The 15,033-nt window shown below is 49.1% G+C and carries 10 protein-coding genes; 5 read left to right on the forward strand and 5 right to left on the reverse strand.

The genetic code is table 11. The features are described 5' to 3' along the window. Positions 1-41 precede the first annotated feature (41 nt). The 4 genes from LZD49_RS17600 to argB form a co-directional block, all read right to left on the reverse strand. Complete coding sequence (locus LZD49_RS17600; protein WP_234668888.1) at positions 42-1,373, reverse strand: vanadium-dependent haloperoxidase; 1,332 nt, start codon at positions 1,371-1,373, stop codon at positions 42-44. Continuing rightward, positions 1,361-4,693 (reverse strand): VCBS repeat-containing protein, encoded by a 3,333-nt coding sequence (locus LZD49_RS17605; RefSeq protein ID WP_234668889.1) that lies wholly within the window; start codon positions 4,691-4,693, stop codon positions 1,361-1,363. The genes LZD49_RS17600 and LZD49_RS17605 overlap by 13 nt, the downstream gene beginning before the upstream one ends. A 26-nt stretch (positions 4,694-4,719) precedes the next feature. Further along, positions 4,720-6,048, reverse strand: a complete 1,329-nt coding sequence (locus LZD49_RS17610) for a cytochrome c (protein ID WP_234668890.1) — start codon at positions 6,046-6,048, stop codon at positions 4,720-4,722. Between the two features lie 151 nt (positions 6,049-6,199). Next, positions 6,200-6,988 carry an acetylglutamate kinase gene (argB, locus tag LZD49_RS17615; protein ID WP_234668891.1) on the reverse strand — a complete coding sequence of 263 codons (789 nt, stop codon included), beginning with the start codon at positions 6,986-6,988 and terminating at the stop codon, positions 6,200-6,202. A gap of 187 nt (positions 6,989-7,175) precedes the next feature. Here argB and LZD49_RS17620 point away from each other — a divergent pair, with 187 nt between their 5' ends. Together LZD49_RS17620 and LZD49_RS17625 are read left to right on the forward strand one after the other, a co-directional pair. Continuing rightward, positions 7,176-9,284: a cytochrome c biogenesis protein CcdA gene (locus LZD49_RS17620; protein ID WP_234668892.1), complete on the forward strand. Its 2,109-nt coding sequence runs from the start codon at positions 7,176-7,178 to the stop codon at positions 9,282-9,284. Between the two features lie 114 nt (positions 9,285-9,398). Continuing rightward, positions 9,399-11,882, forward strand: a complete 2,484-nt coding sequence (locus tag LZD49_RS17625; RefSeq protein ID WP_234668893.1) for a glutaminase family protein — start codon at positions 9,399-9,401, stop codon at positions 11,880-11,882. A gap of 103 nt (positions 11,883-11,985) precedes the next feature. Here the strand turns inward: LZD49_RS17625 and LZD49_RS17630 are convergent, their stop codons facing one another. Further along, on the reverse strand, positions 11,986-12,765 hold the full coding sequence (locus tag LZD49_RS17630) for a hypothetical protein (protein WP_234668894.1): 780 nt from the start codon (positions 12,763-12,765) through the stop codon (positions 11,986-11,988). 273 nt (positions 12,766-13,038) lie between these two features. On the opposite strand from LZD49_RS17630, the gene LZD49_RS17635 reads away from it, so the two are divergent. The 3 genes from LZD49_RS17635 to LZD49_RS17645 are packed head-to-tail and all read left to right on the forward strand — an operon-like array spanning position 13,039 to position 15,019. After that, positions 13,039-13,449 (forward strand): hypothetical protein, encoded by a 411-nt coding sequence (locus tag LZD49_RS17635; protein ID WP_234668895.1) that lies wholly within the window; start codon positions 13,039-13,041, stop codon positions 13,447-13,449. Further along, positions 13,446-13,799, forward strand: coding sequence for a helix-turn-helix domain-containing protein (locus LZD49_RS17640; protein ID WP_234668896.1), 354 nt, complete (start codon positions 13,446-13,448; stop codon positions 13,797-13,799). The genes LZD49_RS17635 and LZD49_RS17640 overlap by 4 nt, the downstream gene beginning before the upstream one ends. Positions 13,800-13,840: 41 nt before the next feature. Further along, positions 13,841-15,019: an ATP-binding protein gene (locus tag LZD49_RS17645; protein ID WP_234668897.1), complete on the forward strand. Its 1,179-nt coding sequence runs from the start codon at positions 13,841-13,843 to the stop codon at positions 15,017-15,019. Positions 15,020-15,033 lie beyond the last annotated feature (14 nt).

A 15,033-nucleotide genomic window follows, 5' to 3' on the forward strand; every position in this document is an offset into this window, starting at 1 on the left:
TTATTAAAAAATATTAATAATTAACATACAATTGTGATAGACTATTTGCCCATTGGCGCTTTTAGCCTTATTTTCTGAATGACCTGATTCCCAATATTTCTCCCCTGCATCTGCCCGTTTACAATCGCTGATCTGTAATGAATTCCACCATACAAACGGCTGATCGCAGCTTCTTCTGCCGCCGCCGAAAATGAACCAAAATGCCTTAGCGGTAAGCCATAGGGCATTTCCGTCCGATCGTCGAAGGCAAAAGATGCCCCCAATTCTCCCTCCAGCACCACGGCAGCAGCGGTTGAAATGACGCTATGCCCGCTGGTGTATTCAGGGAAGGGCGGGGTCTGCAGAAACGGCCGCCATTTTTCATCCAAATACGCATTGATCACCGTTTCAGGGCGTACCAGCTGGCTCCGGTATTTTTCGTCCCAGCAACTGATAAAGCCGTCGAATAATGCAATGGAGGTGAGCAGGTAGATGGACGACGTTTCGATCCAGCTCTTTCCGGCGCTTTGCGCGGTTTGTCCGGCGATAGATATCCAGTGCCCGCCGGGTGAGAGCTTTTTTGTCGCAAAATTTAAATGCCCTTGCGTATTAAGGTAAAAGGGATTGCAATCCCAGAAACTGGCAATCAGGATTTCTTCTTTGCTCAACTTGCGCGTTTTGTCATAAACCTCCCTAACATCTTTCATAAAATCACTTTGCGCAGCTGTACTGAACGGCGGAGGAGGAACGGGCTTGAACTGCGCAGCCGAATCCAGCGCCACCGGACGGATCTGACTCCAATACGGCTCAACGGCATCAATATACCCCGGCGGGGTCGGCGTCCATTTCCCCTTTTCCTTACTATACGTATACCGGCGTTTTTTCCGTGTCAGGGCATAGTTATCCCTCGACGACCACGACAGAATACTGTCGCTTACCATCTCCCCTAACCTTAACGAATTTTGATATACCGCTTCATCCTCCTCTCCCACACTTGCCAGAATATAACCACTACTGTCCTTCAACATCGACTCCGAGAAAACCAGTTTCTCGCCTGTTCTAAGGAATGCATATAACGCAGCTAGTTCATAATTTATGTTGTTGTCACCCCAAGGTTTATTAATATCCGGAAAAAAATTGGCCTGGCAGTGCAGGCTTCTATACCGGCTATCCCCTAAAACGAGTGTCTCGTAAGCTGCCGCATTGGTATACAAATAAATCCGGCTTGCCACGGGCGGCGAAAAAATATCATGAACGATAACCCGGGTCAGGTTCTGCTGGGCGCGGTGCAGCAATGCAGTTGTGGGCTGCGCATAGGTAGTACACACACAGGCAATCACACACCATGTGCACGTAAACCATTTACGAAACTTACCCCCAGCTACTTGTTCCATTCCAATAAAACGGGTTGATTGTTACTAACGGATAATAATATACGCAATCCATTCAGCGTGGTTGCCTGACGGACATCGCCCCCCGCCCAGAAACCTGTCTCCGACGGCGGGATCACTTCAAACCGGAACGGTGCTACCTGCATCAAAACCGACCCCACCGAGGCGTCGCCAGGTCCAAGCTGTACCCGGTAAGAAGAGAAGTTACCGGCCAATATCAGATCAGATTTCCCGTCGCCATTCAAATCCTGTACAATGACACCGCTCGTCCTGGAAAGCTGCACGGCTTCGGGCAAGGAATGCCTTTTGAAAGTAAAATTCCCCTGGTTTTCAAGGATCATACTTCTCAGCTCTTTGCAATAGACTTTGTTACTCTTTTCCATCGCTTCCTTCCCAAAAACATCTTCCATCGTCGCATCTGCGTAGGAGGCATAGCTGGTGTACTTTCTTTTGAGTGCCGTGATCTGGTCAAGCATTTCGTCGCGCGAGAACATCGGGTAACTTTTGTCGCCGATGTAGTAGGTACAAATCGGATCGACCACTCCATTTTTATCAAAATCATCATAATAAATGGCCAACGGGCGGTCAGGGGTAGCCTTGTACTGATTATTCAGCCCGGCATTGCCCAGTATGAAATCCAGATCGCCGTCGCTATCCAGGTCTGCGGATTCGATGGTGGCCCACATGCCGTCGGAATTCTTTAACTCTTCAACCGATTGTATTTCAAACGTATTTCCGGTGTTTTTGAAAGTCAGGACGGACATCCAGTCGCCTGCGATCAACAGGTCCGGCTTATTGTCGGCATTCAGATCTGCAAAAACGGCCGCAGTGACCATTCCGGGGTTCAGCAGAGCGGGGACGCCCGAGGTAATGTCTGTAAATTTTACATTTGCCCCCTGCGTATCGTTCCTAAGCAGATAGCTTCTCGCAGCCATCGGAAATGAACCGGGCACCGCACGACCGCCTACAAAAAGGTCCAGGTCGCCGTCACCGTCCACATCGGCTGTCGTCACGCATTGCTTGGGGTTGCGCATGGAAGGAAGCGCGAGTACCTCCTCGTGAAAAATGGCCTTACCATCATTGAGATACAGGTGATCGCGGTATTCAGGCGCATTTTCGTCGAATTCATTGCCGCCGCTTACAACGTAAAGGTCAAGGTCGCCATCGCGGTCAGCATCGAAAAATAGGGCATTCACTTCCTCACAAACCACGTTTTGCCGCCAGGGCTGCGCTGTGGCTCCTTCAAAAGTCCCATTTTGTTTTTGAATGTAAAGCACACCAAACTGATGCGAAGCGCCACCCAGGAAAACGTCATCCAGCCCATCGCCATTCACATCTCCCTTTGCCAATGCAGGGCCCAGTCGCGAGAGCTGGTATGGAAGCAGCACTTCTACTTTGAAATCCACGAACTCGTTTTCCTGATGCACAAAATCGATCCCTACGGCAGCGACAGGAACTTTACTGAACCATGGCCGACTAGGCCGACTTGTATTAGGCTTATTTTCAATGCCTTCAATTTCTTTTAACACCAGCAAACCCGCAGACTGCGCCTTCACCAGGGTAGTTCTACCCGACGGCCATTCGATCTTCACGGAATCGGCCTTACCGCGATTGCCTAAGCCGAAATGCAGATCGGTAGTTACCGTCGATTGGTAACCACGCACCGGATAAAGCTCCGCATATTGCCTGGTTCCTGCGGCATATAGCCATGCCTTTGCGCCAAATGCTTGCGTATTAGCATTTGTTCCCACCAATCGAAGCGTTAAGCCCTTTTGCTCTGATTGATTCTGATAAACCGAAAGCGGTTCGTTGATATGTGAAATCACCAAATCAAGGTCGCCGTCGCCATCAAAATCCGCGTAGGCCGCCGCATTGGAAACTGCCGGTTCGTTCATTCCCCATTTTTCCGAAACATCCTCAAAACCAAAGCTTCCCGTGGCGCCATTGTTTCGGAAAAGGTAATTTCTCAGCTTGTTGGAAGGCATTTTCTGCACCAAATTATAGGTTTTGAAATCCAGGTTACCTTTCCCTGCCTCTTTCATTTGCTCGTCGGCCACCGTGTATTTCAGGAAATCCATATTGGTGAAGTCCCTTAAATAGCCGTTAGTGATCAGCAGGTCTTTCCAACCGTCATTGTCCAGGTCGGCCATTAACCCGGCCCAGCTCCAATCCGTATTACTAATACCCGCCAACTGCCCTATTTCACTGAAACGGGCATTTCCATCACCATCAATTCCCCTGTTCAAATGCAGCATATTGCGCATATTCTGATGGTAATAGCCGCTATCGAGCAACAGGTGGTACTGGTCGTACATGTCCGGACCTTTCAGCAACTTCTGCCGATGGTTGTCCGCGGGAAGCATGTCGAGCGTCAGCACATCCGGCAGGCCGTCATTGTTGAAATCGGCCACGTCGGCCCCCATCGAGAATTTGGAAACATGGGTAAATGACTTCCTCAGCGACTCCGTAAATGTGCCGTTCCGGTTGTTGACGTAGTAACAATCCACTTCTGTATAGTCACTTGTCGTGTAAAGGTCCGGCCAGCCGTCCTGGTTGATATCCGCTACGACCACACTCAACCCGAAGTTCAGCGCATTATTGATGATACCTGTCTTCTGCGTTACATCCTGGAATTTCAGTTTGCCTTTTTCACTCACATTCTCAAAGAGGCGGTTGCCGAAATAGGGATTCGGCGTCGCCCGCATTTCCCTGGTATTCAGGAGAGGGTTGACGGTATGATTGGAATGGTTGAGCAGGAACATGTCCAGGTCACCGTCTTTGTCATAATCAAAGAAAGCCGCCTGCGTCGATTGCGAACCGATTGCATTCAAGCCCACTTCTACCGCTACTTCTTTGAACACCGGGATGCCATTTTTAACACCCTGATGAATAAACAGCTCATTATTCTTGTCCGATAATTTGCGGTAAAAACCGGAATGGCAAACATAAATATCCGGCAGGCCGTCGCCATTCACATCCGCCACGCTCACTCCCGTAGCCCATTTACCATTTCCTTCAACCTTCGCCTTTCGGCTCACATCCTCAAATTTGACGACGTTTGCCTCCGATCGGTTGATATAAAGCTTGTTAGGAACTGTATTCCCGGAAATAAAAAGATCAGGCTTGCCGTCGCCATTGAAATCGCCCACACCGATCCCGTTTCCGTTGTAGAGATATTCATACCGGAAAATGTGCAGCGAATCGTTCTCCTCGATCCTGTTTACAAAACTGACGCCGGTTTCTTTGGCAGGCAGCTTCTTAAAAACAGGTTGGGATAAAACGGACAATGGCAGCAAAAACAACAGATAATAGAATTTACCCATGCAATACCGTTATGAACCAATGAAAATCAATTCCAATCGAAAACAAGCTCGTCGTCGCCAGGCAGCCTGTCGACATACATCAGGATGAGCGTCATCATCTCCTGATCGCTCCGCATATTGCCCGTCGACAGTACGAGTTGCGGCGGATTGTGCGGATTTGCCGGGTTGCTGGCCGTGTTGTCGTAAGTCGCCTCGACTGTCAACACAGCTCCTTTCGGCAACAGTAATGGCTTTTTGTATTTATAAATCTCCTGCCAGCGGAAATCCCAGGCCGGGATATTCACAAGCCGGATCGTATCGCCCGTGGCTGTGGTTGCATAAGCCTTGAACTCCTTGCCCAGGTAATGCATGTGCGGCCATGCATAAAGCAGTGAAATGTCAGGCTGGTTGTTTGCAATACGCAGTTTAAAGCTATTCACTTCATTCGCAAAGATCATGAGCGGCGGGCTGATCTCCTTTTCACCTATACCACCCGAACCAAGGCTAATAACCTTCACTTTACGCTTGATAGGGGTCTTTTTAAAAAAGATATTGACGCCGTCGATACTTTGCGCATCCACTGAGCTGGGGCCGAAATGCACCGTGAGCAGTACCACTCCTCTTTTTGGCATTACCCAGCCCATCTCTTCCGGATAGGCCTCCACGGTCGTTCCGGGGATCCAGCCGCCGTAATAGGTCATTTCCTTTTTGTATTTGACCCATTCATAATATTTGTCACCATCGGGCCCGCTCAGGTCGACAAAGTCGACGGTATTGTGCAGGTCTACCGATGCATCTGGCACGGGATGGATCGCGAAATTAGCGTGGTGAATGAGCTTTTTGTTATTGGAAGTAAATTCAATGGCCTCCACATTCGCCTCTTGGGCCATTTCAAACGGAATTTTGAACATGACGAAGCGTTCTTTTGCGTCACCTTTTAATGTGAACGCTTCTTTCATGCTCAGGCGGAGGTCGGGCTTGCGTTTGTAAGACGTTCCGGCGTCGAGGCGCGACTGCAGCTCCTGTTCGGCTTTGACATTGGCCTTCCCTTTCGGAGTGCCACCATCGATCCAGGCGACAATGGTTTTAATATCTTTTTCGCTCAGGGAGCGATCATTGGCAAACGAATTGTAATGATTATCGGCCTTCCAGGGTGGCATGTATCGCGAGCTAACGACCTGCTTGATAAACTTGGAACGCTTAGAAACATCCTCGAACGTAACGAGGGAAAAAGGTGCTGCTTCGCCCGCGCGATGGCACGGTACGCAGTTAGCATGAATAATCGGTTGTACATCCTTATAAAACTCGGGAGCCTGGCCTGCACACCAATCACACAACAGCAAAAAAACCAGAACAAGGCCTTTTCGAAACAACATGGTAATGAGTGGGTTTAACTCATGCAATTTAAGAACTTTAAATAAAATTTTAAGAAAATTTAATAATTAGGTTACAAATATGTATGTAACCATTAAGCCACATCACCGTTAACCTTGAACATCAAGAATTGAACTCCTTAATCTTACACTGTTAAGCCAGCACAATCGCCGTTCCTGCACCCCCTGAAACCGCATTGGCCAACTCGTCCGCATGACATATGATCACTTGCTTAACACCCGAATGCAATGCCGCAAATGCGTTGTCCAGCTTGGGGATCATGCCTTTATTGATCACACCGGTCGATTTGTAGTCTTCGTAGGTAGCTGGAACCAACTTGCCGATCACAGCGTCGTCATCGTCCGGATCGGACAGCACGCCCTTTTTCTCGAAACAATATATAAGGTTGACTTCGTATGCGCCCGACATCGCAACGGCAGTAGCGGAAGCCATCGTATCGGCATTGGTATTGAGGAGTAGTCCTTCGGCGCTGTACGTCAATGGCGCGATAATGGGCGTAAGGCCGCTTGAAACGATAGCGTTGATCTGCTCGCCGTTGACGGCTTCGATGTCGCCGACAAATCCATAGTCGATGGTCTTGATCGGACGTTTCACAGAACGTATGATACCGCCGTCAGCACCGGTAAGTCCGATGGCATTGCAACTTTCGGCTTGAAGCTGCGCTACGAGGTTTTTGTTAACCAGTCCGCCGTAAACCATCGTCACCACGTCCAGCATCTGCTTGTCGGTAATGCGGCGGCCATCCACCATCTGTGTTTCGATCTGCAACTTCGCGGCGATTTGCGTAGCGACCTTTCCCCCTCCGTGGACGAGGATTTTGGGGGCATCGAGCTGGGCAAAAGCTTTGAGAAAACGGGCACATGCTTCCGGATTGTCGATCACATTACCGCCGATCTTGACTACAAATAAGGTCTGGGACATGTTAATAACTGTTAACTAATCTGAATTTGAGGCGACAAAGGTAGCAGAATCGCGAATCGGTGGAAAGGGAATTTCAATTGATGAATTTTTTTATGAAAATTACGTTCGTTAAGAAAGCTCTATCAAAATTATAGATTGATCGCCAGCCTCATTAACACAGGCCAAAGCAGATTTCCCCAAAAACATCATGAAACGCGGTATTATACTCATTGTCAGCATTTGTCTCTTCCTGACCGGATTCGCGCAGGCGCAGGTCCAGAAAGCCAAGGCGCATTGGACTTACTCATTCTCCAAACCGGAAGTCAAAAAAGGCGAGTCCGTCGACCTGGTGTTTACTGCCATCATTGATAAGGACTGGTACATGTACTCGTCAGATTTCGACCCGGACCTGGGGCCGATGCTAACGACATTTACCTTTGAAAAAAACAACACTTTCGAGGTTGTCGGCAAACTGAAACCACAGAACCCGAAGACTAAATTTGAAGAAGTATGGCAAGGTAATGTGCGCTATTTTGAAGGAAAGGGTGTTTTTAAACAAACCGTAAAAATCCTGGCCGACAATCCAGTTATCAAAGGAAGCTCGGAATACCAGACGTGCAGCCATGTCTCCGGTCTTTGCATTCCTGGCGGTGACGATTTCGAGTTCAAAGGCCTGAAGGTTACCGCTGCCAGCGCGGCCACAACCGAACAGCCGACGCTAGGCGCAGCCAAACCGGCGGTTGAACCCATTAAACCAGCGGTAGCAGCCGCGCAGCCGGCCGATACCGCGATAGCTGTAACAGCAAACGACATTCCCGCCACCACAGACACAGCCGCCGCTAAAGTGGCTGCTCCCGAAGCAACCCAAACGTCTTTTTCCGAAACACCCGACAGTGACGGTTCCCTATTAGGCTTCGCATTGGCCGCGTTCCTTTCCGGCCTTGTCGCATTGCTCACGCCATGCGTTTTCCCGATCATCCCGATGACGGTCAGCTTTTTCACCAACCAGGAAAAGGGCAAATTCAAAGCATTTTTATATGGCATTTCGATCGTTCTGATCTATACATTAATAGGTACGGTCGTTTCGCGGCTGAATGGCCCTGCATTTGCCAACTTCCTTAGCACGCACTGGTTGCCTAACCTGCTGTTTTTCGCCATTTTTATCACATTCGGATTGTCGTTTCTCGGATTGTTCGAAATCGTGCTGCCAAGTGGTTTTGTCAATAAAATGGATCAGAAAGCCGATCAGGGCGGTTATGCCGGGGTTTTCTTTATGGCATTTACGCTCGTACTGGTTTCCTTCTCCTGTACCGGGCCAATTGTCGGCAGCTTGCTCGTTGCTTCGGCTGGCGGTGAAGTTGTGAAACCTATTGTGGGTATGGCGGCATTTTCGGCGGCATTTGCCATTCCGTTCACTTCATTTGCATTGTTCCCGCAGTGGCTGAAATCGCTTCCAAAATCCGGCGGATGGCTGAATACCGTTAAGGTCGTTTTGGGCTTCCTGGAACTGGCGTTGGCGTTGAAATTTTTCAGCATTGCCGATCAGGTTTACCACTGGCATTTGCTGGATCGCGAGATTTACCTCGCATTCTGGATCGTTATTTTCGCATTACTGGGCTTTTACCTGCTCGGAAAAATCCGCACGCCGCACGATTCGCCCATTGAAAAAGTAAGCGTTCCACGGTTGCTGCTTTCCATTATCACCTTTACATTCGTCGTCTACATGCTCCCCGGCATGTGGGGCGCGCCGTTGAAAGCATTGGCCGGTTACCTGCCGCCACAATCGACTTTGGATTTTGACCTAAACAAAAGAACTGCCGGTGCAGCGCCATCCGGCATCTCTGCCGAATCCCGCAAATACGCAGACCTATTCCATTTACCGCACGAACTTGCAGGCTTCTTCGATTATCAGGAAGCATTGGCCTATGCCAAAAAGGTGAACAAACCAGTATTCATCGACTTCACCGGCCACGGCTGCGTCAACTGCCGCGAAATGGAAGCCCGGGTGTGGGTTGATCCTGCCGTGCTGCAGCGCCTCAACAACGATTACGTGATCGTCGCGCTGTATGTGGATGACAAAACCGAGTTGCCTGAATCGCAATGGTATACTTCGAAATACGACAACAAAGTCAAAAAAACCATCGGCGCCCAAAATGCCGATCTGCAAATCGTAAAATATAACAACAATGCTCAGCCGCATTACTGCCTGGTAGATCACCAAGGCAACCTGCTGGTAGCTCCCAAAAACTACGATCTCGATCCCGCGAAGTTTGCGGCGTTTCTGGATAGCGGGAAGGCAGCGTTTGGGAAGAAGTAGATGTTGGAACTTGTGGCACCTGGGCAAATTTTCTTCACTATTTGCTCTATTTAGAACTTATCCCCTATCATTACGGGATTTTCTAATACTATTTCCACAAAACCGACCGAAACTATGCTCAAACGCTGGCTTACCGCGCTGACGCTACTCACCACCACAACGATCTTTGCCCAATCTATCCGACCGCCTGCTACCCCCCTGGTGACCGTCGACCCTTACACCAGCGTTTGGTCCTTCGGCGACCAGCTTGCAGGCTCCGTCACCAGGCACTGGACCGGCAAGCCGCACCCGATGGATGGCCTTATCCGCGTCGACGGTAAAACTTACCGCTTTCTGGGCGCAGCAACGGCCGAAATGAAAACCATCTTGCCCACGGCCAAACAGGAAGCCTACACCGCCAAATTCACGATCACGAAACCGGACCCCAAATGGTGGTTCAAAGACGGCTATAATATCAGCACCTGGAAACAGGGCCCCGCGCCATTCGGCACGCACGACCGCAACGATGCTATGCTGAAAGGCGGCACCGAATTCCCGCAGGAACTCTGGTATCGCCGGGAATTCAACCTTGCTAATGTCGATTTTGAAAAGCCCGTCCTGAATATCTTTCATGATGATGATGTCCAGGTGTTCATCAACGGCGTTCCCGCATTTGACTGCGCGCCTTGCTTTACGGGTGATTATGAATTCAAGCCCATCAGCCCAGCGGCGGCCAAAGCATTGAAGAAAGGGAAGAACACCCTGGCTGCTTATGTAAAAAATGGCGCTGGGCCGGGGTACATTGACATTGGTTTGTCAGACGAAATTGCTCCAAAAGGTGCCGACGCCGTCGCACCGGCGAAGCAGACAGGCTTTGAAATGAAGGCAACGCAATCCATATATCGTTTCGATGCAGGTGCCGTACAATTGACGGTGCGGTTTGTGGCTCCGCTCATTGCAAAGGATATGGACTTGCTTTCCCGTCCGGTCAACTACGTCGTTTATGAGGTAAAATCTGCCGACGGCAAAAAGCATGAGGTAAGCATCCTGAATTCCGTTTCCGGACTTTGGGCTACCAATGACGGCAGCCAGTCGGTAACCGGCAAGGAAGCCACGCAGGACGGCCTTACGACATTGTCATTGGCGAATGCAGTTCAAAATCAGCTCGTTAGAAAAGGCGACGACGTCCGCATTGACTGGGGCCAGGCCTACCTTTCGGCTCCGCAAGGCACTGTAAAAGGCTCGGCAATCGGCTTATCGACCGATATTATCAAAGAATTCGCTGCAAAAGGCACGCTCAGCGTCGATCAGGCCGGAGCAGCTCCCGCCGACACGAAATCGATGGGCCTCGTATTGAATGCAGGCAAAATAGGATCGGAACTCAAAACACTGCACGCATTGCTGGCTTATGACGACGGCTTTTCGGTCCAATATTTTGGTCAAAATCTTCGTCCGTGGTGGAACCGCGAAGGTAACAAAACCATTGCCGGGGAGCTGAAAAACGCAGAAGCGGATTTTGCCAAAATTCTCCAATCCTGCGAAGAAACGGACAAGACTATTTACGACGACGCATTCAAAGCCGGTGGCAAACAATATGCCGAGCTTTGCGTATTGGCATACCGTCAGGCCATTTCTGCCCACAAACTCGTAGCTGATCCATCCGGCACGCCTTTGTTTTTCTCCAAAGAGAATTTCAGCAACGGTTCTATTGGAACGGTTGATATAACTTACCCATCGGCACCTTTATTTCTTCTCTACAACCCTACCTTGCTCAAAGGCATGATGGAACCTATTTTCCATTATTCCGAAAGCGGGAAATGGACCAAGCCCTTCGCCGCGCACGACGTGGGTACCTATCCCCTCGCGAACGGGCAGACCTACGGCGAGGACATGCCCGTGGAAGAATCCGGCAATATGCTCATCCTCACTTACGCCATTAGCAAAGCCGAGGGCAATGCGGATTTTGCCAAAAAGCATTGGAAAATGCTCAGCGTCTGGGCCAATTACCTGAAAAAAGAAGGTTTCGATCCTGCCAACCAGCTTTGCACCGACGATTTCGCCGGACATTTGGCCCGTAATACCAACTTGTCGATCAAAGCGATTATGGGCCTCGCCTCCTACGCCAAACTTGCCGAGCAACTTGGCGATTCAAAAGAGGCGACTGAGGTAAATGCATTAACCAAGGACTTCGCTCAAAAATGGGTGAAGATGGCCGCCGACGGTGATCACTACGCTTTGACTTTCGACAAAAAAGGCACTTGGAGCCAGAAATACAACCTCGTCTGGGACAAGCTCCTGGTTCTCAATGTATTTCCAAAAACAGTAGCCCAAAAGGAAATCGCCTATTACCTCACCAAACAACAACCTTTCGGCCTCCCGCTCGACAGCCGCAAGAGCTACTCAAAATCCGACTGGATCATGTGGACGGCGACATTAGCCGAAAAACCGGAGGATTTCCAGGCATTGATCCAGCCTATTTACAAATACGCAAATGGCACGACCGACCGCATTCCACTTTCGGACTGGCATGAAACTACCAATGGCAAGTCGGTTGGGTTTCGTGCCCGATCTGTCGTTGGTGGGTATTGGATGAAGGTGCTTGGGGAGAGGTGGAAGTAATAATGAGTTAGGTCAATGTCGCCCTGAGCGAAGTCGAAGAGCATCTCGCATGGAGCCCTTCGACTTCGCTCAGGGCGACATCCCCAGACAGCCTGAAACCATCTCAAAAATCATAACTAACACCATCCGGCAGCGCCTCCACGGCAACTTTCATCCATTTGCCTTTGATTTTGATCACTACAATGTCGCGATCTTTGTCGTAGAAGATTGTCCCGTCCCCGCCGTTTTTTAATTCTTTGTAATTGACATATTTGGCATCCGCATCTGCATTTTGTTCGTCGTCACCGGCCGGTTTCGTAGTTGAAATATCTTCTTTTCCAATGGCGCCGAGGGTTAATGCATTGCTCAGTTTAAGCGAACCGTAGAATAATGCCTTGTCGCGCCCGAACATAAAAGAATGCTGCCGGACGTCGGAGCCGATTTTAAACCAGTTGTAGGCTGTTTCGTCGTGGTTATAGACCGTGGAATAATAGTAAAGCTCCGCCACTGGCCGCTCGGCCTCCACATGTTTGTTGACAAGCATGGTAATGCGGGATCTATCGTCTTTGGCATACCCCTCAAACACATGATACCCCCACCGCTTCCGGTTCCGCTCCTCCGCATTGCCCCGGACCTGGATCATGTACGGCGTGCTCAGGATACCGTCTATAGTGGTGTACATGGGTGTTTTGCTTGGTGCAAATCCAAAGCTGTATCCCCGCTCCTTCCATCGAAACCACGTCGTATCGATATCGGAGCGCAGCTCTATCCGGTGGAGTTCTGATTGTTCGCTCCCCTTTATGAATTGGATGTGGCGGTTTTGCAGGCTGGCATCAGGCGTTTGTTGGGCGTGGGCGACAAAACAGGGAATAGCCATCAGCCCTAAGAAAAAGTATGCTTTCATGTTAGTTATATATCGTCAGTTAAGTCCTGGCCATTGCTTGTCGACAGTTACCGCAGGCTGTCTGGCTCCTTTCCGTCGGCCGCTCAACCCTTGTCATCCGTGTAAATTTAACGCCTGATGTTAAATCTGCAAGGATAAATGCCGATCAATCATTGATTTAAGACCGTCTGCTCATTGCCTATCCGAAGTTAGGTTAATGGAGATAACTACAAGCCTTTTACTGTAATAAGTCAAATGTAGGGCTTGATAAATATTAAGTTATAACTTAACTTTATGTCGAAATTCAGCATTCGTTTATCTGACAAAATATCACCCGCCCCGATCAAGCTATTTAAGCTAGTCACGAACAAAACTTGCCAAATCGATGATTTTGAGGCGAGAATTTGTCGGGAAGGTGGTCTCGATCGGGAGGTAGACAAAATATATGCGGTGCTTGATAAGGTTTGCAACCTGAAAATGCTCCCCAAGACTATGTTTCGACTCATCCAGCTTAGGGACTTACCTTATCAACTGTACGAGGCCAAAAGCGCGAACCTGCGGTTTTACCTGATCAAGCTTGAAAAAACAGGCAAGGTAATTCTCCTGGGCGGCCGTAAGAGCAATCAGAAAGCAGATTTAAAAAGCTTAGTAAAGCTGGTCAAAAACATTCATTTCGAAGGTATATCAAATATAAACAATCCATGAGAACGCGCGAAGATCTTTTAAAAAGCTCCACTTACTGGCTAACCGGTGTCCAAATTGAAGTTTTCAATCTACTCAACACTTATATGGAAGAAAACAATCTGACCCAAAGACAGGTCGCTGAGAAGTTGAATGTCTCTCCTTCCTACGTGTCACAGATTCTGAATGGGAATTTCAATTTTACGATCTCGAAGCTTATTGAACTTGCTTTACTGGTTGGAAAAGCGCCAATTATTCAGTTCGAGACGATTGAGCAGATTTTAAAAGCTGAGGCTATTCAAATGAAGGCAGAGCGTACATTGAAGAGGAAAAAAAGCGCAGATTTGATTAGGTCAAAAGTGGAAATTGCGTGAATATCCTTGTAAATTGAACGCTCGATGTTAAATTTACAAGGATGATTATAAGAGATGCACAAATTGAAATACTTAATTCGCTGAAAGAATTTCCAGCAGTAGGCATTCTCGGTCCCAGGCAAATTGGTAAAACAACACTTGCGTTTCAAATCGCCGAGACGATTTCTCCCGAGCCTATTTACCTCGATCTGGAATCTCCGTCAGACGTCGCCCAACTTAGCGAGTCCGAATTATATTTCGAGAAATATGCTGACAGAACCATTATCCTGGACGAAATCCAACGAACGCCAGAAATATTCGCAGTCCTCCGGGGAGTCATCGACAAGCGTCGCCGCGCAGGAAGGCGTACTGGCCAATTCCTGATTCTCGGCTCCGCTTCGCTCGATCTCTTGCAACAATCCTCAGAAAGTCTTGCCGGCCGCATTGCGTACACCCGCCTTCCCGGCATTAAAGCGACAGAAATCGATGCGAACGATCAGGACAAGCTCTGGATACGTGGTGGGTCTCCCGACAGTTTTCTCGCCTCGAACGACTCTGCTAGTTTCGAATGGCGGCAAAACCTGATCACGACTTATCTTGAACGAGACATTCCACAATTCGGATTCAAAATCCCGGCCATGGTACTCCGCAACTTCTGGACAATGCTTGCCAATTCGCAGGGCGGAATTGCCAACCTCAGTCGTATAGCCGCAGGATTAGGCATCAGCGTACCCACAGCTACACGCTACCTGGATCTGCTGGAAGACTTATTTCTCGTCCGAAAACTTCAACCGTGGTCGGCCAATATCGGCAAACGGCTCGTCCGCACGCCCAAAATCTACATTCGCGATAGCGGCATTACCCATACATTGCTCAAAATCAGAAACCAGGAGGACTTGCTCGGACATCCCGTTCTGGGTGGAAGCTGGGAAGGGTTCATCATTGAAAACCTGATCGCCATGCTACCTTCATGGGTCACACCCTATTATTACCGCACGGCAGCGGGTGCTGAAATCGATCTGGTGCTGGAAATCAATCATCAGACCAGGGTTGCTATTGAGATCAAAAGGTCTCTTACTCCGGCGTTAAGCAGGGGATTTACTACTGGATGTGAGGATATTCAAGCATCGCACAAGTATTTTGTGTATCCTGGGCAGACCAGTTATGTTATTTCGAAAGATGTGAATGTGGTGCCGTTGGTGGAGATGATGGGGATTGTGAAAAAGCTAATCATCCCATAATTCATATTATTTAT

Source organism: Dyadobacter sp. CY261 (assembly GCF_021440085.1).
Classification (GTDB): domain Bacteria; phylum Bacteroidota; class Bacteroidia; order Cytophagales; family Spirosomataceae; genus Dyadobacter.